The organism is Paenibacillus aceti (genome assembly GCF_003614185.1).
Classification (GTDB): domain Bacteria; phylum Bacillota; class Bacilli; order Paenibacillales; family Paenibacillaceae; genus Fontibacillus; species Fontibacillus aceti.
The window spans coordinates 5,395,198-5,419,161 of record NZ_KZ987724.1 but is presented as its reverse complement, the minus strand read 5'-3'; the positions used below and the strand labels follow the sequence as shown (position 1 = coordinate 5,419,161).

General features: G+C 49.4%; 23 protein-coding genes. 14 read left to right on the top strand and 9 right to left on the bottom strand.

What is annotated here, in order from left to right; genetic code table 11:
- Window positions 1-251: 251 nt before the first annotated feature.
- From BFJ94_RS24280 to BFJ94_RS24255, 6 genes are all read left to right on the top strand, one after another.
- Window positions 252-803 (top strand): glycerol-3-phosphate responsive antiterminator, encoded by a 552-nt coding sequence (locus BFJ94_RS24280; protein ID WP_120464913.1) that lies wholly within the window; start codon window positions 252-254, stop codon window positions 801-803.
- A 199-nt stretch (window positions 804-1,002) separates the two neighbouring features.
- Window positions 1,003-2,349 (top strand): ABC transporter substrate-binding protein, encoded by a 1,347-nt coding sequence (locus BFJ94_RS24275; RefSeq protein WP_120464912.1) that lies wholly within the window; start codon window positions 1,003-1,005, stop codon window positions 2,347-2,349.
- A 2-nt stretch (window positions 2,350-2,351) separates the two neighbouring features.
- On the top strand, window positions 2,352-3,314 hold the full coding sequence (locus BFJ94_RS24270) for a carbohydrate ABC transporter permease (RefSeq protein ID WP_120465400.1): 963 nt from the start codon (window positions 2,352-2,354) through the stop codon (window positions 3,312-3,314).
- A gap of 4 nt (window positions 3,315-3,318) precedes the next feature.
- Complete coding sequence (locus BFJ94_RS24265) at window positions 3,319-4,161, top strand: carbohydrate ABC transporter permease (protein ID WP_438803678.1); 843 nt, start codon at window positions 3,319-3,321, stop codon at window positions 4,159-4,161.
- 767 nt (window positions 4,162-4,928) lie between these two features.
- Window positions 4,929-5,834 carry an HAD family hydrolase gene (locus BFJ94_RS24260; protein WP_162944391.1) on the top strand — a complete coding sequence of 302 codons (906 nt, stop codon included), beginning with the start codon at window positions 4,929-4,931 and terminating at the stop codon, window positions 5,832-5,834.
- Window positions 5,827-6,555: a glycerophosphodiester phosphodiesterase gene (locus tag BFJ94_RS24255; RefSeq protein ID WP_120464909.1), complete on the top strand. Its 729-nt coding sequence runs from the start codon at window positions 5,827-5,829 to the stop codon at window positions 6,553-6,555. Before BFJ94_RS24260 ends, BFJ94_RS24255 begins: the two co-directional genes overlap by 8 nt.
- Window positions 6,556-6,709: 154 nt before the next feature.
- Here the strand turns inward: BFJ94_RS24255 and BFJ94_RS24250 are convergent, their stop codons facing one another.
- The 4 genes from BFJ94_RS24250 to BFJ94_RS24235 all read right to left on the bottom strand — a co-directional run bounded on the left by BFJ94_RS24250 (window position 6,710) and on the right by BFJ94_RS24235 (window position 10,516).
- Entirely contained in the window at window positions 6,710-9,085 is a 2,376-nt protein-coding gene (locus tag BFJ94_RS24250; RefSeq protein WP_120464908.1) for an ATP-dependent DNA helicase, read from the bottom strand.
- 177 nt (window positions 9,086-9,262) lie between these two features.
- A complete protein-coding gene (locus tag BFJ94_RS24245; RefSeq protein WP_120464907.1) occupies window positions 9,263-9,721 on the bottom strand; it encodes a hypothetical protein in 459 nt (152 codons plus the stop codon).
- A gap of 283 nt (window positions 9,722-10,004) precedes the next feature.
- Entirely contained in the window at window positions 10,005-10,223 is a 219-nt protein-coding gene (locus BFJ94_RS24240; protein ID WP_120464906.1) for a helix-turn-helix domain-containing protein, read from the bottom strand.
- Window positions 10,175-10,516, bottom strand: a complete 342-nt coding sequence (locus BFJ94_RS24235; protein ID WP_120464905.1) for a sigma-70 family RNA polymerase sigma factor — start codon at window positions 10,514-10,516, stop codon at window positions 10,175-10,177. Before BFJ94_RS24235 ends, BFJ94_RS24240 begins: the two co-directional genes overlap by 49 nt.
- A gap of 234 nt (window positions 10,517-10,750) precedes the next feature.
- Here BFJ94_RS24235 and BFJ94_RS24230 point away from each other — a divergent pair, with 234 nt between their 5' ends.
- The gene (locus BFJ94_RS24230) at window positions 10,751-10,963 is read left to right on the top strand and encodes a hypothetical protein (RefSeq protein WP_120464904.1); all 213 of its coding nucleotides are present in this window, start codon (window positions 10,751-10,753) and stop codon (window positions 10,961-10,963) included.
- A gap of 223 nt (window positions 10,964-11,186) precedes the next feature.
- Window positions 11,187-12,020, top strand: coding sequence for a methyl-accepting chemotaxis protein (locus tag BFJ94_RS26110; protein WP_120464903.1), 834 nt, complete (start codon window positions 11,187-11,189; stop codon window positions 12,018-12,020).
- Between the two features lie 89 nt (window positions 12,021-12,109).
- Here BFJ94_RS26110 and BFJ94_RS24220 read toward each other — a convergent pair whose 3' ends face one another.
- Window positions 12,110-13,105, bottom strand: a complete 996-nt coding sequence (locus BFJ94_RS24220; protein ID WP_120465399.1) for a Gfo/Idh/MocA family protein — start codon at window positions 13,103-13,105, stop codon at window positions 12,110-12,112.
- A gap of 301 nt (window positions 13,106-13,406) precedes the next feature.
- Here BFJ94_RS24220 and BFJ94_RS26105 point away from each other — a divergent pair, with 301 nt between their 5' ends.
- Window positions 13,407-13,529: a hypothetical protein gene (locus BFJ94_RS26105; RefSeq protein WP_268238175.1), complete on the top strand. Its 123-nt coding sequence runs from the start codon at window positions 13,407-13,409 to the stop codon at window positions 13,527-13,529.
- Between the two features lie 56 nt (window positions 13,530-13,585).
- Here BFJ94_RS26105 and BFJ94_RS24215 read toward each other — a convergent pair whose 3' ends face one another.
- Window positions 13,586-14,761 (bottom strand): YecA family protein, encoded by a 1,176-nt coding sequence (locus BFJ94_RS24215; RefSeq protein WP_120464902.1) that lies wholly within the window; start codon window positions 14,759-14,761, stop codon window positions 13,586-13,588.
- A gap of 185 nt (window positions 14,762-14,946) precedes the next feature.
- Complete coding sequence (locus BFJ94_RS24210; RefSeq protein WP_120464901.1) at window positions 14,947-15,822, bottom strand: DUF6612 family protein; 876 nt, start codon at window positions 15,820-15,822, stop codon at window positions 14,947-14,949.
- A 197-nt stretch (window positions 15,823-16,019) separates the two neighbouring features.
- Between BFJ94_RS24210 and BFJ94_RS24205 the strand changes: the two genes are divergently transcribed.
- The 3 genes from BFJ94_RS24205 to BFJ94_RS24195 all read left to right on the top strand — a co-directional run bounded on the left by BFJ94_RS24205 (window position 16,020) and on the right by BFJ94_RS24195 (window position 19,649).
- Window positions 16,020-16,607 (top strand): SLOG family protein, encoded by a 588-nt coding sequence (locus tag BFJ94_RS24205; RefSeq protein WP_120464900.1) that lies wholly within the window; start codon window positions 16,020-16,022, stop codon window positions 16,605-16,607.
- A 47-nt stretch (window positions 16,608-16,654) separates the two neighbouring features.
- Complete coding sequence (gene glgP / locus BFJ94_RS24200; RefSeq protein ID WP_120464899.1) at window positions 16,655-18,271, top strand: alpha-glucan family phosphorylase; 1,617 nt, start codon at window positions 16,655-16,657, stop codon at window positions 18,269-18,271.
- 214 nt (window positions 18,272-18,485) lie between these two features.
- Entirely contained in the window at window positions 18,486-19,649 is a 1,164-nt protein-coding gene (locus tag BFJ94_RS24195; RefSeq protein ID WP_120464898.1) for a phosphodiester glycosidase family protein, read from the top strand.
- A gap of 296 nt (window positions 19,650-19,945) precedes the next feature.
- Here the strand turns inward: BFJ94_RS24195 and BFJ94_RS24190 are convergent, their stop codons facing one another.
- Entirely contained in the window at window positions 19,946-20,929 is a 984-nt protein-coding gene (locus BFJ94_RS24190; RefSeq protein WP_120464897.1) for a Gfo/Idh/MocA family protein, read from the bottom strand.
- A gap of 203 nt (window positions 20,930-21,132) precedes the next feature.
- Between BFJ94_RS24190 and BFJ94_RS24185 the strand changes: the two genes are divergently transcribed.
- Together BFJ94_RS24185 and BFJ94_RS24180 are read left to right on the top strand one after the other, a co-directional pair.
- A complete protein-coding gene (locus BFJ94_RS24185; RefSeq protein ID WP_120464896.1) occupies window positions 21,133-21,891 on the top strand; it encodes an SGNH/GDSL hydrolase family protein in 759 nt (252 codons plus the stop codon).
- Between the two features lie 436 nt (window positions 21,892-22,327).
- Window positions 22,328-23,320, top strand: coding sequence for a chitosanase (locus BFJ94_RS24180; RefSeq protein WP_120465398.1), 993 nt, complete (start codon window positions 22,328-22,330; stop codon window positions 23,318-23,320).
- Window positions 23,321-23,392: 72 nt separating this feature from the next.
- On the opposite strand, the gene BFJ94_RS24175 is transcribed toward BFJ94_RS24180, so the two are convergent.
- Window positions 23,393-23,911, bottom strand: coding sequence for a CYTH domain-containing protein (locus BFJ94_RS24175; protein WP_120464895.1), 519 nt, complete (start codon window positions 23,909-23,911; stop codon window positions 23,393-23,395).
- Window positions 23,912-23,964 lie beyond the last annotated feature (53 nt).

The following is a 23,964-nucleotide window of genomic DNA, read 5'->3' as shown; positions in this document are numbered from 1 at the left end:
TCATAAATTAAACGACCACCCGCTCAAGACAGGTGGCTGTAACTCCGCACAGACTCGATTCAATGGGGTTACCTTAATAAGAGTATCAGAGTTTACTTGAAAGTGTTAATGATATTCCGAATCTTATATGAAAATAATCGAATTTCATCTTCCACGCCCGCATTACATACCGTTAACACAGCATTGATCCCGAGCTAATATTCATCATCTAGAATAGAAGCATGTCAACTTGAAGAGAGAGGATCATCAGAATGAAGCAATCGAATGAATCCCGCCTCCCTGTCATCGCCTCCATTACCAAGCCCGAACAGATCACCGCCGCCCTAGCCAGCCAGGTTGAACGCGTCATCTTAATGACCGGCGACATTTTGCAGATGGGCGATATGATGGACAAGCTGCATCAGGCAGGTAAGCAGGTATACGTACATGTGGAAATGGTCGGCGGCATCGGCCGTGATCATTCCGCAATTCAATATTTAGCAGATACCTTCCGTATCGACGGCATCGTATCGACGAAGAGTAATGCGATCACTGCCGCCCGCCATGCCGGCATCTCCTCGATTCAGCGGATTTTTGCGATTGACACCGCTGCAGTGGAAACAGCGATTAAGGTGATTGCCAGCGCGCAGCCCGATGAGGTCGAGCTGATGCCCGGCCTGATGCCGAGGATTATCGCCGAGCTCAAGGCACGAATTCAGCGGCCCCTGATCGTCGGTGGTCTGATCCGTCACGATGAGGAAATTATAACTGCGCTGGACAGCGGCGCGGACTATGTATCGATCGGCGACCAGCGGTTCTGGTAAGCGGCCGATCTTGGCCGCGAAATCGGCTATTAATTACATATTTTTGGGTGGAGACGATGAGATAACCCAAGGGCACATGATGCAATTCCTATTACAGGGGGTGGTATGCGCTTTTGGCTGTTTATCAATCGTCTCTTTTTAGTGTCTTCTCTTCATTTAAAAATCCAAATCCCGATACATGAAAGGAGTTTTCATCCTCATGAAAACCATCAAATGGCTTAACCCGATGCTCGCGATCATCCTCACTCTAATGCTGGCGGCATGCGGTGGCAATACGAATACAGCGGGCAACGCTGATGCGTCTGGCAAAGGCAATAACTCAGCAGCCGCTGTAGCCGATTCCGGACTTAAGGACGATACGACGCCCGTTACGATCCAATATTGGCATGCCCATGGCGATGCCCAGATCGAAGGCTTGAATAAGATGGTTGAGGCTTTCCAGGCCAAATACCCGCATATTACGGTAGAGCCGGTGTTCCAGGGCGGATATGATGATCTGCACAAAAAACTTCAGGCCGCCGTCGCCGCCGGCGATGTTCCTGCCGTAACCAATGTGGAAGTGGCCTCCCTGCCTAACTTTGCAGATAGTGGTGTGTTCGCCGATCTGACGCCTTGGATCAATCGCGATGGCGTCGATACGAATGATTTTGCCAAGGGAATGCTCCAGGCCTATGCCTACAATGGCAAGCAGTTCGGCTTCCCGCTGATCGTCAGCACGAGCGTGTTCGTCTATAACAAGACTCTACTCGACCAGCTTGGCGTAGAACCGCCGCAGACCTGGGATGAGATTGAGGCTTTTAATGAAAAAGTCACCGAGCGCAAGGACGGCAAAACAACTCGTTACGCCTTCTCCGTCCCCGGCTGGGATACCTGGTACTACGATCCTTGGCTGATCAATGGCGGTGGTCAGATTCTGAATGCAGAGAGCAAAGCAGCTGTAGATACGCCGGAATCACTACGCTATATCCAGAATTTCCAGAAGTGGATCAAGGAGGGTTCGATGCATATGGGCTATGGAAAAGGAGCTTCCGACAATATGCGGCAAATGTTCCTCGGCGGCCAAATTGCCATGGTACAGCATACCTCGGCTATGCTTAAGACTTATCGTGAGAATGCCAGCTTCGAGGTCGGGGTATCTTTCCTGCCTGGCGACCAGACTCGCACCTCCAACATCGGCGGAGCCGGCATCGTCATTATGGACGGGGCTAGCGACCTGGAGAAGGAAGCCGCTTGGAAGTTCGTGCAATTCATGACGGCTGCGGAGAACAATATCGGCTGGGCGGAATCGGTAGGCTACCTGCCCACTCGCAAATCGGCGCTTGAAACCGAAGAAGGCAAGGCTTATTTTCAGCGCTGGCCGCAATATAAGGCGGTATTCGATAACTTCGACAATGTGACTCCACGTCTGCAGCACCCGGCTTATCCGGAATTCAGCTCTGAATATAAAGAAGTCATCGGCGAGATGATCCTGAACCAGGCCGACCCTGCCCAGCTGATGCCGGACGCCGCCAAGAAAATGAATGAGATTCTTGAGGATTATGAATGATGATGAACAGTAATTCGCAATCTGCTCCTTTGCTCAAGGAGGCGGCCGTTAAAGCGGGCGTCTCCTCTACTACCACCAGGAAGCACTTCGGACTTATCGAGAAAGCGAAGGATTTCATGTTCGCTGTTCCGGCGCTGATTTTTCTTGCCGTGTTCTTGTATTACCCGCTGCTGAATTCGGTCTATATCAGCTTCACGAACTGGAATATGACCAAGCCGGTGAAGAAATTCGTCGGTGCGGATAACTATGTCAAGCTGTTCAAGAATGAGGATCTATACCAGTCGCTCAAAGTCACACTGCATTATACGCTGCTGGATGTCGTGTTAACCTTGACGATCGGCCTGCTGCTAGCGCTTCTATTCAATGTATTTCGCTCTAAAATGTACGCGGTCATGCGCGGGATCATCTTCATGCCGCATTATATTTCCATGGTCATCGCTGCGATGGTATTTACCTGGATTTACAACGGACAGTACGGTCTGCTCAATCGCGTCACTGAGCTGATGGGATTTGAACCGATCCAGTGGCTGACCAATCCATCCACAGCGCTGCCTGCATTAGTCGCAGTTTCGGTCTGGAAAGGCGTCGGCTTCGCCATGATGCTGTTCATCTCCGGCATGCGCGGCATCCCGAATGAATACTATGAGGCTGCGGCCATCGACGGAGCATCGGGATTTAGCCGCTTCCGGTACATTACGCTGCCTTTGTTGTCGCCGATGACGCTGTTCCTTGTCATTACTACCTTTATCTCGTCCATGCAGGTGTTCCAGTCGATCGACATTATGACCAACGGCGGACCGTTGCAAGCGACGAATGCAATTGTCTACTGGATCTATACGATGGCCTTCACGGAATTCAAGACCGGCAGAGCCTCGGCTCTGGTCATGATCTTATTCGTCATCATCCTTGTCCTGACGATCATCCAATGGGTTGTCAGCAGAAAGCAGGTGCATTATGAGGGATAGTCGCATGGCTGGAGAGAAGCAGCATCGCCTGCGCTTCTCCTTACGTACATCGCTTGGTGTCGTGATAACCGCCTTGATCTGTTTCCCGATCTACTGGCTTCTGATCAGCTCCTTCAAGACGCAAGCGGAGATGCGGCTGGCGGTGCCTACCCTATGGCCGCAGTCCTTCCATTGGAGCAATTATGCCGAGGCATTCCGGATCATTCCCTACGCCCGCTTTTTCACCAACACCCTGGTGATGTCGGTCGGGATCGTGATTCTCCAGCTTAATATTGCGTTGATGGCGGCCTTCGCTTTTGCCAAGGGGAGGTTCTGGGGTAAGGAAGTGCTGTTCTTCCTCGTGCTCGCCGCGCTGATCGTCCCTGATCAGGTTACCTTCGTGCCGGTCTATGTCATGATGTCGAAGCTGCACTGGCTCGATACGTTCTGGGCGCTCATCGTACCAAGCGGGGCCTCGGCCTACGGGATCTTCCTGCTGCGCCAGGCGTTCAAGTCGCTCAACAACGATGTGCTGGAAGCCGCCCGCGTCGATGGTGCCGGCCGGTTCACGATGCTCTATCGCATCCTGCTGCCGATGGCCAAGCCGACAGTTGTGACGCTCGGAGTGCTGACCTTCATCTCATCCTGGAACTCTTATTTCTGGCCGCTGATTATGACCAACACGAACAATATGCGCGTGCTGTCCGTCGGTATCGCCATGCTGCGCGACTCTATCGCCGGGGATGAAGCGATGTACTTCCACATCATCATGGCCGCCAGCGTCATGGCGATCATCCCGATCGTGCTCGTCTTTACCGTCATGCAGAAGCATATCGTCTCGGCCATGACCAATTCGACCTTTAAGTAATTTACATGGATAGGCTCGTAGATGGTCGGGGGCGCGGATCCTCGTAGCTGGGATAGATAGTACGCAGTGCTTGACTGTGTGCGCGCCCCTACGGATTTGATGAACTAGTTGCAGAAGTGCACTTATTTGGGCATGTTCCCCTGTAATGGCGTTAAATAACTGCGATTATACAACTAGTTTCGTGATTTTACCCAGTTAGAAGGGATATCGGCACAAATAAGTGTATAAAAGCAGTTATATGCTGGGCTAAGCTCATAATGGCTGGAATAGTTGTAGATTAGCACTTATCCCTGACCCTGCGATCTTGCGATCTTGCTGAGATCCTGTGCACGGGCGGGCAAACGGGGTTTTAAGTACATTTGTAACGTCATCCGATCGGCTCCGACTAACTGCATAACCTGCACTTAGAATCTCGAACAAGCGGGCCATGGCGGTAACAGGTGCATTTAGTACATTTAAAATTACACGTAACCGTAGAACGAGGGAAATTGGAGTTTTTAAGTGTACATTTTACAACTAAACTGTTGGTGATGCGGGACGTCACTCATTTAGCTGCACTTTTTGCAGTAAGTTTTCTATTAGTTAGTTTTCTATTAGTTAGTTTTCTATTAGTACCTTTTTCAATTTGCACTTAGCAAGTTTAGTCGTTCGATATGTTCGAAAGTTTAATAGGCTAATGCTGCCTCTTAAGCCGCACAAGTTACGGTGGAGAATAGAGACAACCTTCTAACTGACGCGGAAGACCTAATATAGAAGGGATGTTGTTCGTGAATCCAATTCGACTCATCGTTAGCGATTTGGACGGTACCTTGCTCTCCGCCGCTCATACCTTGCCAAGCTCGACCGCCGCTGCCATTCGTGAGTACATCCGTCAAGGGGGATGCTTCACCCTGGCGACTGGCCGACCTTACATTACGGCTCGCCCGATCATCCAGCAGCTTGGGCTCAATCTGCCGGTCATTCTCTGCAATGGTGCAGTGGTGGCCCGGTCCAATGGGATGACGCTTGCACGCTGTGGGATTTCACTCGCCAGCCTATATGATCTGCTCTATGCCGCCTGTCAGGACGGGCTGGATGTGCTTCTCTTTTGTGGGGAGGAGGTGTGGAGCTTGGCCCGAAGCAGCAATATCGTAGATTATGAACGAAAAGAAGGCGTTACCTGCTCACTCATCAGTCTCCATGAAATTCAGCAAAGCAGCAGTGAGATTGAAAAAGCAATTCTACTCGGCCCTATTGAACACAGCCGCCGTTTGTTCGCCGAGTTTGCAGACCGTTCTCCGGCATTTCACCCCTCGATCGCGGCTTTTCAATCGGAGGACAATTATCTGGAGCTGGTTCCGGGCCAAGTTAGCAAAGGTACTGCCCTGCAGCAGGTGGCAACGATTCTCGACATTCCATTGGATCAGGTGATGGCTATCGGGAACCAGCTTAATGACCTGCCGATGCTGCAGGCTGCGGGCATAGGAGTGGCTGTCGCTAATAGCCCGGAGGAATTGAGGCAAGCTGCTGACTACGTCTGCGAGAGTAGCTATAGCGAAGGCGTATTGGAAGCAATGGAACATTACATTATGGGGTCTATGGGGGTGATGGGAACGAAGGAGTCGCAAAAGGAGTCCGCAAAGACCACTATCACCGCTATATATAAAGAAATTGGAGGTATGAGAAATGTCTAAAATACACGGAATCGCCCACCGGGGTTACCCGCTCAAGTATCCAGAGAATACACTACGCGGCTTCCGAGCCGTGCTCGAACTGGGCTTCGATCATCTAGAACTGGACGTGCAGTTAACGAGCGATGGCGTACCGGTGGTCATCCATGATGCTACCTTGGATAGAACAACGAACGGACAAGGGGTAGTCCGTTCTTATACATTGCAAGAGTTAAAGCAATTGGACGCTGGAGAAGGGGAGCAAATTCCGACGCTGGAGGAAGCGTTGCTGCTCTTGAAGGATCAGTTGACCGTTGATATCGAGCTGAAGCAGACCGGGGATGCCATGCCAGGCTTGGAAGCGACCGTCCTGGAAGTTATTCATCGTCTGGGTATGAAGGAGCAGGTCATTCTCTCCTCCTTCGATCATTACTCCATCGAACGGGTAAGGGAGCTCGACTCCGAGATCGCCATAGGCCTGATCTCTTATGGAGCTTCGGCTTCCCTCTTCCCTTATCTCGCAGAGCTTCGCGGCAAATATCTGTCCGTCAAGCATGTCTATGTTACCCCGTCCTTTATCGAACGCTGCCGAGATGAAGACGTCCGGCTGATGGTATGGACCCCTGACGACGAAGCCTCCCTCCGCGCCTGGGCAGCCTATCCCGACCTGCTCGTCTGCACGAACAATCTGGAGGGCTGGATCGCCGTTTCAGAAGCCGAAGCGATACAGATTCCTGAAGATTGATCGATATTGTAGAGAGGCGTCTGGCATTCTTCAGAGTTGGATGAATAGCCAGTCCACTCTTGAGAATGCCAGATTAGCAGTTTTCAACTTTGCATGAAGCTACTTTTCGGGATATACGACTACTTTCCACACCACCCATCTACTCCCGCCCTTCCTACCTCCACTCCTCCGGCAACAGCCCTGCATAGTGGGGCTGCAGGTAGCGGTCGTCGATCAGCAGCAGTCGGCCCTGGTCGGTCTCGGTGCGGATGAGGCGGCCTCCGGCCTGCAGTACCTTGTTCATGCCGGGATAGACATAGGCATAGTCGAATCCGTTCTTCCCTTGTGCAATGAAGTAATCGCGGATGATATTCCGCTCCAGGCCGAGCTGCGGCAGGCCTACTCCAATGATCGCTACGCCCGTCAGGCGGTCACCGACCAGATCGATCCCCTCGGAGAAAATGCCGCCCATAACCGCGAAGCCAGCCAGTGTCCCTCCATTGTCAGCATCGAACGCCGCCAGGAAGTCCTCTCGTTCCGCCTCCGTCATATCCCCCCGCTGCAATAGCACCCGTGTCCCGACTTGATCCGCCGCCTCAGCCGCGATAAACGCTTCATGGACGAGATTCATATAAGCATAGGAGGGAAAGAAGAACAGATAATTGCCCGGACGCCCGGCCAGCATTTGGCTCAGCAGCTCCGCTACCTTCAGCTTCGTTCCTTCCCGGTCATGATAGCGCGTCGATAGTGGCTCGATCTGCACTTCAAGCTGCTCACGATGGAAGGGGGACGGTAACGACAACGTATAATCCTGCTCCCTCGCCCCCAGCATATCCCGATAATAGGACATCGGGGTTAACGTCGCCGAGAAGTAGATATGTGCGCGAAATCCCTTGCCCATCTCTCGCAGCAAGTGGGAAGGATCAAGGCAGAACAGCTTGATAGTTACTTCCTTCGAGGAAACCTCCGCATAGGTCACAAATCGCTCATCATACAGCTTGCTGACTCTAACGAAGCTCTGTGCCGCAAAATACGTCTGTAACAGCAACTGCGCCTGCCCCTGCTCCGCCACCAGAACGGACTGCTCCAACCGTCCATTGAACTGCGCTGGAGCTCCCTGTCCCTTACTCCCCATAGCTGCCGCCCCCTGACGCGAACTCAGCTCCTGCTCCGCCACAAGCACAAACTGCTCCACCAACTCAATCAACTCCGCGGGCACCTGCTGGGACACTTGCTCTTTCCTACCTAAGCTAACCGCATCTTTACGCAATTGAATGAAGAAGCCATTCACCGCCTTGGCTGCCTGATGCACCTCCGCATTCAGCCCTTTATACTCCCGTTGCAGACCAAGAAAATCCCCTTTATTCAGAGAGGCCGAATACATCTCGCGGGCCCGGTCCACCAGGTTATGTGCCTCATCAATCAACAGCGCGGTGCGGCTCTTGGACTCTGCGAGCAGTCTTTTCAGAGATACTCTGGGATCGAAAATATAGTTATAATCGCAAATCACCACATCTGCCGCGTAAGCGAGATCCAGTGAAAATTCAAAGGGACAGACCTGGTGCTTGCGCGCATACTCTTCAATCTGCCTCCGCCCGATCAGCGTCTCATTCGCCAATATATCCAATACAGCTCCGTTAATCCGGTCATAGTACCCGTCCGCGAACGGGCAATCCTCTTTACGACAGCTCACCTGATCCTGAAAACAAATCTTCTCCTTAGCCGTGATCGTAACCACATGCAGATGCAGGCCCTTGGCTCGCAGCAGAGAGAATGTATCCTCCGCCGACGTGCGGGTAATCGTCTTGGCCGTCAAATAGAAGAACTGCTCCAGCTGCCCCTCTCCCATCGCCTTCACCGCCGGAAAAATCGTCGAGATCGTCTTGCCGATCCCCGTCGGAGCCTTGGCGAATAAGTGCACCCCCTCGCCGATCACCTTATAAACCGCGCCCGCCAATTTGCGCTGCCCGTCCCGGAAGGATGCAAACGGAAAATCCAGCTCACCAATACTCCTGTCCCGCGCCACCCGGTGGTCGCGAAGCATCTGCGCATAAGGCGCATACTGCGTAACCACCCCATTCACAAATGCCTCCAGCTCGGCAAGCCCCACCTCCTGCTGGAACCGCCGCTGCTCGCCCGTCATCACCTGCACATAAGTCAGTTGAATCTTCATCCGCCCAATCCCATGCTCTCTCGCATACATGTAGGCGTAGCACTTAGCCTGCGCCCAATGAACCGGATAAGTCTCATCCATCGCCGCCGGAATATCTCCAGAACTCGATTTGATCTCATCAATCATCACCGAGCCATCCTCCAGAACCAGCAGCCCGTCACAGCGTCCCTCTATAATAAACAGCAGATCCCCATAGGGAATCTCCGCTGCCAGATATACTTCCTTCTGATCCGCCTCGCCGTAGCTTCGCTGGACCTGCTGATGCGCCTTCGTCCCCTCCGTTAGGGCCGTTCCCATCCTGAACCCGCTGTCCAAATCCCCGCTGCGGAACACATACTCGACCAGAGGCCTTACCGCGATCTTCACTTGATCCTTCATCTTTTCACCCGCCGATTCCTAATAGAGATTTGCTCTGAACACGCACTTCTACGGAACATTTGTTCTATATTATAACATAGGATATGTAGCGAAGATAAAAAACAGCGCCCCCACATTCGCCTAAGAATGCAGGGACGCTGTCACTATTATGTACTCTCAAAGATGATGTTGATTAGATTATTCGGCTGGTGTGGCAGGATTTCCGTTCTGATCCGCAGCATTTTCCGCCGCTTTTTTCTTGGCCCATCTGGCTGGCAATTGCCATGCAGTCAGAACAGCCAATACGATGAATAGAATATCCATCGGGGCTGACATCTCTATAATATTCTCCGTGAAGAATGTAATAGATTCGCCGCTGAACATCCCGCTCATTCCGTCATTCAATATGTAGGATATCCCAAAAAATTTTCCCAGCACAATACCTATCAGACTAGCAATAACCGCAATGATCTGCTGTACCGGAGTAATTCTCGGTGAGAAGAAACTGACAGCAAAAGCGGTCAGCAACCCGATCCCCCATGCTAAAATCCCGAGCTCATACTTCGCGAATACGATGATCAGAGCCCATACTACTGCGCCAGCAATCGCCGCAAGCAATGCAGCAACCGTCGGCATGAATACCTTGCCTTTCTCCATTCACTATTTCCTCCCTCTCTTGATATGTGCTTGCCAACTTTAATCCATCAGGCGCACATAAATGAATATATTCTACAAACCAGCAACATTTTCCTTTTTACGATAAAAAATATCTTTATTTTCAGTAAAAATTGCCGATACCTCCACAGTACCAGCGATTTTAACGCAGGAGCTAATTGTCATTGAGGATTGCCCCCTTACAAAGAGAAGGGACTTTCTAACATTCATCAAAAACGGGGCGTCCAGCGGCCAGCTTTCACTGACTTTCTGGACAGCCCCTCCATTATTCCTTCTTCTCTTTGATCATTTCCAGTAACTCTAGAATAATATCAGAAACGGCGTCTTCCTCCGAAGTGTAAATGTACTTACTTACCCGCAAAATATCCCCTTTGAACAAATCAATCAGCTTCAAAATGGCTTCATCATCATTCTGCTTCGCAAGCTGCAGTAATCTCAGGAACTCATCATCCGGGACATCTCTTGGAGCATTTTGCGCTTCCATTTGTTCACCCCTTGCTGAGTCATATTTAACTCACGGGCTACTTCTCCTTCCGTCTTGTCCTGCATAAAGAGCTTGAAAATAATCTCCTTTCCCTTATGGGAGGGAAGATCATTGATCAGCTGCTGTACTACGATTTTATTATCAGAAGATGTAGCAAAACTGGTTATGGCCGGCTCGTATCCATTGAATGAACATTCCCGTCTTTTCACAACTTTTGCCCGATATTGCACCCTCCAAGCGATCCTGTACACTTCTTTGCGATATTGCTCATAAGCGGTTTTTTGTTCTTTCAAGACTACCTCCCCCTTCCACTTTCATCTTCTACCAATTAGGGTAACTTTGAGGGTAGTTTTACAACCATTAACATGTTGGATGTTAATCATTATAACATTTTTTGAAATTATTGGTTGTATTATTGCCATATTTTTTCTCTATATAGTGAGGGCGATCATATCGAAGCTCAGAAGATGAAGATGATTCATGACTCGCTCTATGAAAGGAAACTTCAATGAGAGGAGGGCGTGAACATGCAGGTTGCCGATATTGTATCCCTTGTCGCTAATGTTGGATTCCCCGTCACTCTGTGTTTCATTCTTATCAAATATGTGTTGCAGAATGTGAATGACAAGCTGAATAGCATGGACAATGTACTGCAGCTTCTCTCCCGGGAACTCAAACGCCTGGATGAGAAGGTTCATGAAGCGAAAGCCGCTGACCAAGCCGTCTCCAACAAAGAATGATTTTTCACTTAAGAATCAACACTCAAAATATGGTACCGCCATGTTCATCATATCGTATATATTTAGCGTATGATCGCATCCTTAAATTTAGAATCGCTGCATATACTGATTAATTATCGCACTTTAACTTCTCCTTCCATAAATAGGCCTACGCTATCATTGTCTAACTATGTCGATAGAAGTATAATTACTTCAAATTTATGAAAGATAGGCAGGTAAATATATGAATCAATTAGACATCCTTATCGCAGCGGTACCCTATATGAAGCGGCTGGTCAAGGAAGACATCATGATCGGCATTACAGATTTGGAGAAATTTCTATTCTATACACCTGCACAAAAACTGGATTTTGGCATCACACCAGGTACCCCGATCCCGAAGGATGATGAGAACCTGCGCAAAGCTCTAAGCGGTGAGAACTCGATTACCCATATTCCGAAAAATGTCTACGGCTTTCCTATCATAGCTACAGCCTTCCCGGTCCGCGATGAACAAGGAATGATTATCGGCGCTATCGCTACTGCCGAATCCTATGAAAATCAGCAGCGGCTGGAGGAGGGCATGCAGGTCATCAACGGGATCACCCAGCAGCTGGTAGATATGGTGCAGACGGTGGCCGCGCATGCCGAGGAGCTTACGGCGACGAGCGAGCATATTATGACGAACACCCGTCATGCCGTAGAGAAATCCTCGCAGATTAACGAAACGGTCGGCTTCATTCAGGAGATCTCGGACCAGACGAACCTGCTCGGATTGAATGCCGCTATTGAAGCGGCGCGGGTTGGCGAGGCTGGGGCTGGATTTGGCGTCGTGGCCAAAGAGGTGAGGAAGTTGTCTGTCAGCACCAAGGATGCCAGCGCGAACATCGCGGTAACATTGCGCAATGTCCAGGAATCTATCCAGCAATTGGAGAGAGATTTCGAGCAGATTGCCCACTCCTCCCAGGAGCAGGCTGTACTGGTCACCGACTTCATGAATGTACTTGAGCAATTGAATGAATCTAACAACAATATGAAGAGCTTCGTCGAAGAGTTGATCAATGTGTCTCGGGAATAGCAACGCAAAAAAATAGGCCGCTTATCCGCAATCATCTGCACCGATGAAGCGAATAAGCGGCCATTCTTACTTTCTATACGAATCCTCTCTTACTCAAAAGGATACTTCAGCTTCCATTGATCCCTTATTTGATCGAGCAAGCCCATAATCGTCAGTGACTCTCCTAGCGATATATGCGAGCTCTCCTTATCGCCCCGAAGCAGGCATTTGCCTACCTCTTCCGCTTCAAAAGCGTAGCCCGTCGAGATACGATCATCCTGAAATACTTCATCCTCCGCACCATCCACTTGCAGCGTAGCTGTCCGCGCATTTACAAAAGAAGGGACATGGATCATCCCCTCGGTTCCATAGACATACGCATCATTGGTCAGATTGAGCCGGATTGCTCCATGCAGCGAGGCGCTTCTGCCAACCCCGTAATCCAGCAGAACAGAGAATTGCTCGTCCACACCGGTCTTCCCGAAGTTCACCACGCTATGTATTCTCACCGGATGGGTTCCAAAGACCATGGAAGCGAAGGAGAGCGGATAGACACCGGCATCCAGCAAGGCGCCCCCGCCAAGCTGTGGATTCATCAATCTGCCCTCCGGATTCTGGTCGGTGCAGAAGCCGAACTCCGCCTTCACCAGCCTGATCTCACCGATTCGCCCTTCCTTAATCCACTCTCTCGTCTTCACAATCGCTGGCAGGAAACGGGTCCACATTGCTTCCATGAGGAACAAGCCGCGCTTGCCAGCCAGCTTGATCATCTCCTCCAGCTCGGCGCTATTCACCATGAAGGGCTTCTCGCATAATACGGCTTTACCTGCTTTCAGAGCAGCCATCACATTGTCATGATGCTGTGGATGCGGCGTCGCCACGTAGATGACGTCGACTTCCGGGTCCTGCAATAACTGTTCATAGCTGCCATAGGCGCGAGGCAGCCCATGCTCCTTGGCGAATTGATCCGCCTTATCTTGCGTCCGCGATCCCACAGCGAACCCTTCACCATTAGTGACATGAACCAGATCCTTCGTGAACTGGTCAGCAACCCGGCCTGTCCCCATAATACCCCACTTCAATTTCTTCCCTGCGAATTCTCCCATAATCATTTTACCCTTCTTCCATAGAATGATTGAACACGCAATGCTTCAGTAAGAATGCTATATATTTCACAATATAACACAGAATAGCGCATACCGCAGAATATTCAGAACTGTGATTCAACGATCTCCAATGATCTTATTCAACCAAATTCAGACTGAATGTACATACGTTCCAGACAAAAGAGAAAAATATTTTATAAAAAGTTCAAAAAAATGTTTGAATTTAGACACAAAATGTTCAATAATTAACTTAAGACACAAATCGTTCACAATTACATCGACAGCGACAAAGGAGCTGATTATGATGATGTGGGAACCAGGAAGCAGCAAAACCAAGAGCAATGTCTTCGGACTGATTATTGGTCTGGGGATATTCTACGCTGTATTTTACACTGTATTCACTCTAATGGCCGTCCATCACTAACACAATAAGCGCAAGCAACAAACCTGAGGCACCCCGGCCTCAGGTTTGTCTTCTTTTTATTTTCCGCAGCACTTCTTGTACTTCAACCCGCTTCCGCACGGACAAGGATCATTGCGGCCGATTTTCTTCGAAATGACCTGATTCTTGACCTGAGCCCGGAATGGAGGCACTGCTGGTCTATATCCTGACTCCAGTTCCTTCGATATCGCCCGTCTCTCTAGTGGCGTGTATCCGCCGTTGGAAGCCAGACGTGTATGATTATAAGCTTCGGTCACGAGATAGGTGACCATCTGCACCTGCTCCAGACTATCGAATTCAATCTTCCTTATTTTAAATTCATGCATGATTTCCTGAATTGGAGATTCCAGCGAGCAATCCAACTGAATTACATCAATCAAATCATCCACGATATCGGCATCCTGGCATAATTCCTTAATAATGTAGCTTCGCAATGCCGTGAGCTGAGGGGTCATTTCATAATAAAGACCGTTCGAATATTTTAACAATTCGTCCTTCTCAGGCACATAGTAGCTCTTGCCCTTCATGCTCTTCAGCAGCCGCTTGAATTCCGCAGCATCATCTGAATACACCAGATCCTCGACGATCAAATATCCTCTGTACATCCGGAATAATTGATCTCTACCGCTGAACTGCTCGTAAAATGAAGTAAGCTCTTGAACGGTAATCTCTTCCTCATTCTGCTCATTGAATATTTCAACCAGCTTATCCGGCTTGATCGCTCCGTAAAAATTAGCCGCCGCCGAGATATAGCGGAAGACAAGCTGATATCTATCAAGAACGGAACGGAACGAGCTTGCTTCCAATTCAGCATAAACAGACTTGACTTCATCTGGCACTAGCAAATACAGCTTGCTATCTGAGAAGTAACTGATCACCAGGCCATGGTCCAGCCAATAGGCATAATAGCCATAAGGAACATAATTGTCCTGCACTACAGCTTCTTCTACAAACGATTTGAACAGTTTCCATTCCTCTGCTCTCGCCATCAGCAGCGTGGATTTCAGTACCTCCTTATCTGTAATACATTCCAGCAATTTGTCGGCAAGCTCGCCCTTTTTCATTTTGGAACGGCCAGGCACCTTATACACCGACGCTAATGCAGCAAGCCTTGTCTTGGTCAGATTATGCAGAATATCTGGCAGACTGCTCATTGCATCGCCAATGATTGCGTGCTGTATGTTCGTTGCTTCTAGGGCTTTGTTGTCTAACATGTATACACCTCATCCAATACTTATGCGCAGCTCAAACATCCCAACACAGGTCAGTCAGGCTCCGCTTTATTAATCTATTATACACGATAGGGGCAAGACTTGCTGAATATCGATGGCTCCAAAGTAAAACGCACCATTCAGAACGGACTATACCGAACGAATGATGCGTCAGATATCATCTTATTTTACTGCTCAACCGCGTTATCCAACGCTTCTTGCGGAACTTCAATCGCTTCGATCTCATTGTACTTGGAGAAAGTGGAATCCATCTTCATCTCCATCGATACACTCTGTCCTTCCGCTTCCATATCCATCGTCATTTCAACCGTTGTCTTGGACGGCAAGTAGGACTCTTTGTTAACATAATACAGGATTTTGAAATTATCGATATTCATTTGATCAAGCACTGCCGCTGTTGCTGCGGTATCACCGCCGCTTTGGCTCATCAATGACTTGGCAAGCTCCTTCATGTTGTCGCCGGATAGATTGGCAGTCAGCAAGTAGTCGCTGCCTTCTTCACTTACCTTCATATCGCTGGCGATCGACTTGAACTGCTCGATTTGCTTGGCTGGATCAGCCGACTGTTTCGCAGCATCCTTGACACTGTTGATCATCGTCTCATCCGTTACCTTCACCCAGGTTCCGCCTGTATTCATGTAAATTCCGTCTTCGGTAATGTATTGCTTAACTTCCTGAGAACCTTGGTCGCCCATGGACATCTTCAATTCCTGAACCATAGCCAGCGGCTCCTGAATCAGTTCAGCCGTAGTTTGAATATCTATATTTTGCTCTTGAGTCTGTTCGCCTGCTTTGATCGTTACCTTTTGCTTGGAGTCAGCCGTCATCGCCAGACTCTTCAGATCCTTGGTCACCTCGGTCATCTTTTGGAACAGTTCATCTGTAGTTGGTACCGCTTGATCACTGCTTGCCTCAGCCGCAGCCGAATTCGTCCCTTTTCCTGAATTTGCGGAATTGCCCTCCGCCTTCTTGTCCTGGCCGCAACCTGCAAGCGCCATCGCCAGAGCTGCCCCCAATAATACTAATACCCACTTCTTCTTCATTTGGTTTTCTCCCCTCTTTAATAAAACATAAATCCTATGTTAACTAAATTTTCCCGGAAAATAAACGGGTCTTTGTTCCTAAATATACCCAAGTTAACATTTGGAATCTGGCCAAAGCCCCCGTATAATCGCCTTCACGCATCAAGACATTTATAATGGGGAGTGATCTGTATCGCACCGGAAAGGAAGTCAGTATTGTGAAAAATCTTCTAGTTACAGGTTACCGCGCACATGAACTTGGAATATATAACAGTAAACATGAAGGAATCCCGTATATCCGTCAGGCGATCATTTCGCGATTGATCCCCCTGCTGGATGAAGGGCTGGAGTGGGTAATTACACCAGGACAATACGGCGTAGACCTCTGGGCTTGCGAGGCAGCGATCGAGCTAAGAAGGCAATACCCCGAGCTTAAATGCGCGATCATCACCGCCTTCAGCAATCCTGAGCAGCAATGGAAAGAGGAGAAGAAAGCCTATTATCATGAGCTGATCTCCAAGCTTGACTTCTGCACCTCCACCAGTAAAGAGCCCTATAGCGGCCCTTGGCAATTCACAGCCAGAGACGAGCTGCTGCTCCGCAAGACGGATGGAATTCTGCTCGTCTATGATGAAGAAATGGGAGAGGCAAGCCCGAAGTATATCAAGCAGCGAGCGCTGAAGAAGCAGGCCGTGGAGAATTACCCTGTCATTACGATCGGGGCCGAGGAAATTCAGGCTATTGCCGATGAAGATCGTCAGAATATGGAGGGGAGAAGTATATCGCAGGATGATATCCTCTGGTAACGCCCGGATGTCGGCCTCATATCATGGATATAAGGAGGCGATTGGCTATGACTCAGCAGCACCTGCCAACTGTAGCTTATTTCAGCATGGAGTTCGGACTAGAATCGAGTTTCAAAATATATGCAGGAGGTCTCGGTATTCTCGCTGGCGATTATATCAAGGGCGCCAGAGATATCGCTGCGCCGATTATAGGCATCGGCATCAAGTGGAAGCAAGGATATACCGATCAATGCATCGGTGCCGATGGCAAGCCTTATGATACTTACCATAATTACAGCTATGATTTTCTGGAGGATACGGGGGTTCAGGTCAGCGTAACGATCCGTAATACCGAGGTCCACTGCAAGGTCTGGAAAACAGAGCATTTCGGCAACAACCCGCTATATTTGCTGGATACCGATATCCCGCAGAATAGCGACAGCTGGATTACCGGCCAGCTCTACGGCTGGTTCGGCGAGGAGCGGATCGCTCAGGAAATTGTGCTCGGCATCGGAGGCGTAAGAGCGCTGCGGGCACTGCAAATTCCGGTCGATGTGTATCACTTCAATGAGGGACACGCGGCGTTAGCAGCCATTGAACTGATCCGTGAGAAAATGAGCAGCGGCCGTTCCTTCGAAGAAGCCTGGCAGGCCACCCGGGACGAGGTCGTATTCACGACCCATACACCGATTCGCGAGGGCAATGAAGCCCATCCGCTGGATCGGCTCGAATACATGTCTGCCTTCAACAGTTTGACCCGCGAGCAGATGGAGCAGATCGGCGGTAATCCATTCAATATGACGGTCGCCGGGCTAAGACTGTCCCGCATTTCCAACGGTGTCGCCAAGCTGCACGGGATCACGGCCAACAAAATGTGGCAGGATGTATCCGGCAGATCGGAGATCATCAGCATTACGAACGCCATTCATAAGCCGACATGGGTCGATCCCAGGATTACCGAGGCTTACGAGAGCAATGGCGATCTATGGGCCGCGCATATGGAGCTCAAGCGCGAGCTGATCCGCTTCATCGAGGAGCGATCTGGCATAAGCCTGAGTGCGGATCATTTATTGATCGGCTTCTCGCGCCGGGCCGCCCCTTATAAGCGGAGCGATCTGATCTTCTCCAAGCCAGAGCTGATCGCGCCTTATCTGGAATCCGGCAAGATCCAGATCGTCTTCTCCGGCAAGGCCCATCCGCTCGATGACACCGGCAAGAGAATTGTCAGCAATCTCGTAGCGATGATGAAGAAGTATCCGAAGAGCGTTGTCTTCCTGGAAAATTACGATATGACAATCGGGGCGCAGTTAACCCGCGGCTCAGACATTTGGCTTAACAATCCGCGGCGGCCGCTGGAAGCGAGCGGAACATCCGGGATGAAGGCGGCGATGAACGGCGTCCTCAACTGCTCCATCCTCGACGGCTGGTGGCCGGAGGCCTGCATCGACGGCGAGAATGGATGGCAGATCGGCGACGGCTTCGAGACGAGCGATATTGAAGCCCTGGACCGCCACGACAGCGAAGCCCTGTATAACACGCTGCTGCAGCGCGTGCTGCCCGTCTATTACGAGAATCGGGCGAAGTGGGTCGAGATGATGCACCGGAGCATAGAGACGACCCGCGAGTCCTTCGCCACGAGACGGATGATCGAGGAGTATTACGATAAAATGTATATCCATACCTAGCGAAGAACGAAGAACTATGTAGCTCCTTCCAATTTTAAAGCGATATTGCAGCGCTATTGGGCAACCAATAGCGCTGTTGAGCGTTGTCAGCGAATCAGGGTATTCCTGCCAGGCTGAACCAGCGACTTTAGGCCTAAAGGTTAGTCCCGGAACACTAGTTCATCATGTATAATATACGGGATACTAAATACCCACATAAGGAGACTTTATTTTTATGAAAAAAGCAATTCTGCTCGCGGTGCTGCTATTCGTCAGCCTGATTCCAGCCAGCTATGCCGCCCCGCCGGCCAAAAACTTCGTACTTATGGATCACAAGAGCAATCATGCCTTCATCCCGCTACGCACTCTGAACGGTCTGGACGGATTGAAAACCGTATGGACACCTGGCGAGAAGCGGATCGATATCATCCGTGACGAGACGAAGCTGACGATGCACTTGGGCAAGCTGCAGGCGACTCGGAACAGCGAAGCGATCAAGCTGACCGATGCTCCGTTCACCGAGAAGGGCGTAACCTTCGTTCCGCTTCAAGTCATCAAGGACTCTTTTTCGTTATCGCTCAAGTGGTCAAAGGATACTTCTTCCGTCATCCTACATAATAGCGCTTCGGAACAGGCTTCCGAAGAGCAGGTCAGTACGGTGTCACTTCCTTACATAACGAAAGCTGTATATGACAAAATGGACAAGCCCATCATCAGCGAACGCAAAACGTTCAAGGTGGGTGGTAAAAGCTATAGCACGCAAATGATCACTGTATCGCTCCTGCATCCTAAGGTTACGCTCGACGTTGTACTCGCCGGAGATCAAGCGGGCAAAGTGGAGGATCTTAGCAGTATCGCCAAGCGCAGCAAAGCAAGTGTGGCGATTAATGGGACCTTCTTCGACGCTTATACGACCGGAGATTACAAAGGGCCTTATGGCTACATCATCAGCGGGGGAAGCATGGCTCACAAAAGCTCTGGCGACCGGCGCACAGTATTTACCTTCGACAACAATCTGCTGGCTGATTTAATCCCCGGTGCGGACTTCCCGGCCCGATTCGCCGCAGGGGGCATCCAGGGCGGGCTGCAGGCAGGACCACGTCTCGTCGTGAACGGCAAGGTCTCCCTCAATGTAGCCGAGGAGGGCTTCAAGGACCCGAAGATTCTGACGGGTGGCGGTGCCCGCAGCGCACTGGGCATCACCCGGGACCACAAGCTGATCCTGCTTACTACCGGCGGAGCTACGATTCCACAGCTCGCAGAGATCATGAAGCAAGCCGGAGCCTACCAGGCGATGAATCTGGACGGCGGTGCGTCCAGCGGACTGTACTATAATGGCAAATATTTGACTACGCCGGGGCGCAAGATCAGCAACGCTCTTGTAGTCAAAGTCCAATAAGGACATCCTTCCATTCTGTATGATAGACATATAATGAATCTCTTAAAGAGACAGAAAGAACCGTCAGGAGGGGAGGCTCACCCTAACGGTTCTTTTGAGTTTCGAGATATAAGTGCACATATACAACTATATGTCCCCATTATGCCCTAAACAGGCGATATAGCTGCAGTTATACAACTATTCAGAGTAATTCTCCTTCGATCGAAGCTTAAATCAGGCAATAGTTGCATATGCGCAGCTATTGCCTGATTTCAAGAGGACTTTCCCGGAATAAATGTATTTCTGCAACTATTTATTTAATTGTCCGCCGGGAACATAATCCCCATTTGTCTTCTCGCTTCTTCCATAATCTCTGCAACGAGCAGCGAATGATTGAGCGTATTTACACTGCTCTCACGCAGTCCTGCCTCCACCAGCTCAATGAACTCCCGAGCTTCGTAGAACATCGATTCCTGCATCTGCGGCTGCCGCAAATCCTCGATCGTGCCATCGCGATAAATAATCTTCACATCATACGGCTGATTGATCCGTTCAATCACCAGCGTGCCATTCTCGCCCTGGATCTCCGCCGGCAGATAGGAGTCAGCGATCTTGGAATATATCACCGTCGCATCCATCTCATCATAATTCATAATAATGCTGCCTTCGCCGTCCACACCCGTCGATAGCAAAATTCCGTTCGCCTTAATCTGCTTCGGCTTGCCGAACAAGGTTACCATTGGATAGATGCAATAGGTTCCCAGATCCATCAACGCCCCGTTCGAGAATTCCGGCTTGAAGGTATTCATTATAGTTCCCTGCTTATACGCATCGTAGCGGGAGGAGTATTGACAATAGCTTGCAAAATATCTACGTACTTGCTCCAGCTTGTATAAATTGTTCTGAACTACCCGGAAATTAGGCATCAGCGTCGATTTCATCGCTTCCATTAACAGCACATTATTGCGCTGCGCAGCCTCAATCATCCTCCGTGTCTCTGCCGCATTCGATGCCATCGGCTTCTCGCATAATACATGCTTCCCGTGATCCATGCACATGATAGCCTGTTCCATATGGAAGGAATTCGGGCTCGCGATGTACACAGCATCAATTTCAGAACTGGATGCCATGGAGTACACATCCGTATATACAGCAGGATTGCCGTATTTGGCAGCAAATGCTCTCCCTTTCTCTTCTGTACGGGAACATACTGCCGTCAAGGCGAAGCGTTCCGTTTCCATTGCTGCATCTATAAAGCGCTCCGTAATCCAGTTCGTTCCGATAATTCCGAATCGCACCATATTGTTCAACCCCTTTTTACTATAGTATTAATAAAATATCCGATATTGAACACGCTATCAACATTTTCTCATGAGAAACATCACATGTCTAGCTTTCACAAACCCTTCATCAAATATAGAATGAATCGGGAAGCGATATACTTGCATTTCGTTCCAGCACTCATCTACAATAGAACAAGAAGGATGAAAATGAGGTGAATACAATGAGTGAGCGTGACGTTGAGTTTATTAGCAAGGATACTAAATATATGATTTCCGGGGATTCCATCTCCAAGGGAGTTATCTATGATGAAGAACGCAATAAATACGTCATCTTGGAAGATAATTATGTCTCACTCCTGCAGAAGAAAATGAAGGGAGTCGTACGAAATACGGCCAGGTTCGGTAATACACTGATGAAGGGCATGAGCAATCTGAAGCGAGATGTGCTGAAGGATAAGCCCAATATCGTTCTGATCGAATATGGCGGTAATGATTGTGACTTCAACTGGAATGAAATAGCCAGTAATCCCGACGCAGAGCATAGTCCCAAGACGGATTTCAATACATTTGAGAAGATGCTGACGGAAGCGATTGAATATTTGAGGAAGCAGCAGATCACCCCGGTTCTGATGAACCTGCCTCCCCTGAATGCTGATAATTATTTCAAATGGGTGAGCCGGAATAATCCAGATGCGGAGCAGAATATTCTCAAATGGCTCGGCAGCGTGACCAAGATATATTGGTGGCAGGAGCGGTATAATTCAACGATCCAGAAGGTATCGGAGCTGACCAAGACCAAATACATCGACGTGCGCGGGGCATTTCTCCAGTATCCTGATTTCACCAAATTTCTCTGCACGGACGGCATTCATCCGAATAAGGAAGGGCATCAGATCATCAGCGAGAAGGTGCTTGAATTCGTCAAGAGCAACTATCAATATTTACTGCTGGACCCGCGTAACAACCTGGCCCTGGAATAGAATACAGACGACAGACCCTGGCTCGACATTCCATTAGCAACCCCTGACTGAGCATGTCCTAAGACGGTTCGGATCAGAAATGGCAGCGATGTCGAGAATGGGTCTTTTTTTGCTGTCCGGCCTAATATTAATTTTAGCTCTATACACATCCAGAATTACCCAGTATACTCAAATTACATCCCAGACTACCGTGACAAGCAGCATGGGATAAAATATCCTCAACATCATGCTGAGTCCGTTCAAGACGGATATTTTTTATCCTCATAAAGTTTAAGCGCTTTAATCCATATGTGAGAGGAGGACGATAACTGAGATAGTTTATTCCTATCTTTTACCCCAATTTGCTTAAAGAGTTAAATCGCTTTAATTTTTTTGCAATGACTATCGAATAAGGAATACGCCAAAAAACAAATGATGGAGGGATTTGCGAATGAAAATGACAAATGAAAAAAGATCCAATCCTGGAGGTAGATTTACGGCGATTCTGCTCAGCTTTGCCCTGCTTGGCTCGATAGCAGCATTTTCTGGACCGGTACAAACCAAGGCATATGCAGAGTATGTTGCTGACAATGGGGATACGGAAGCCATCGAGGCTTTGACACCTGTGTTGGAGAATGAGGCTAACCCTCAGCAGATTGTGCCTCTGGCCGAAGACCATGACTCCAAGTTTTCCCCGCAGACCCTACAGTTTTTAAAAACTAACACAGGCCTTGACGGAGAACAGTGGAATAACATCATGAAGCTCGTCAATAAGCCGGAGCAGGACGACCTCAACTGGACTAAATTTTACGGTTATTGTGAAAATATTGGGGATGACCGCGGCTATACGATCGGCATTTTCGGAGCAACGACAGGCGGGCCTAATGATCAGGGACCAGATGGTCCCGAATTGTTCAAAGAATATGACCGGGCAAAAGGTGCCAGCAACCCAAGCGTCGAGGGCGCGCTCAAACGGCTTGGAATCAACGGGAAGATGAAAAACGGCATCCTGGTCATTTCCGATAGCGACAGCAAATTCGTGAAAAAGATCAACAGTCTGCAAAATGATTCCGCCTGGAGAGAGGCAATGTGGCGTACCTTCTATAATGTCTATATTAAATACAGCGTCGATCAGGCCAAAAAACGCGGCTTCACTTCGGCCCTGACCATCGGTTCTTTTGTTGACACCGCCTTGAACCAGGGCGCTACGGGCGGCTCCAACAGCCTGCAAGGCCTCCTGTCCCGCTCAGGCAGCAGCAAGGATGAAAAGACGTTTATGACAAAATTCTATGCAGAGCGCACCAAAGTCGTGGACACCAATCAGTACAATACGCCTCCAAATGGCAAAAACCGCGTCAAGCAATGGAGCTCACTTCTGAGCATGGGTGAAACGGATTTGAAGAACGCCGATGCCGCTATCAAGAAAGTAACGAATTGGCAATTGAAATAATCTGGAGTACCCAGTAAAAAAGCAGGGAACATCACCGAAGATGAAAGATGCTCCCTGCCTTTCCTTCTCTTTTTACGCTTCCTCTACTCCACTACCCTTACGGGCCTGAAGCTCTAGCCACACTTTTTTATTGCTATACTCCTTATCTGAACTGATATCCTTACCGAACCATTCGGGAGCGGCGAAGCTCTCTGCCTCTTCCATCGAAGCAAATTCCACTTCCAGCACCAGTAGCTGAATTTGCCCGTAATCGTCTATTTCGATCACATGGTCTCCCAATACCGCCGTGGTCCGCTTTTTAATCAGCGGCACAGCTTGATGGATATTGATGATCTGTTCGTATAACCCCGCGGAGATGGGATACTCCACTTCCTCGCGAGCGACGCCGAAGCCCTTTTTGAAGGTATGCGTATATTCAATTTTTCCGCTGGTCAGATCGTGTATCTTGCGGACTCTCAGCTCCTGATCTCCATGCATGGCGAGGTAGGTCTGCTCGATGATCTGCTCTTTTTCGATCCGCAACCCGCCTTCTCTAATCATATCCGCCGGAAACTCCGGCAGCAGAAATTTGCGTTCAATTTCAAGTGACATCACGATATCTCCTTAGTCTTCAAGCTAGGCTCTGAAGCATTCTAATATTGTCT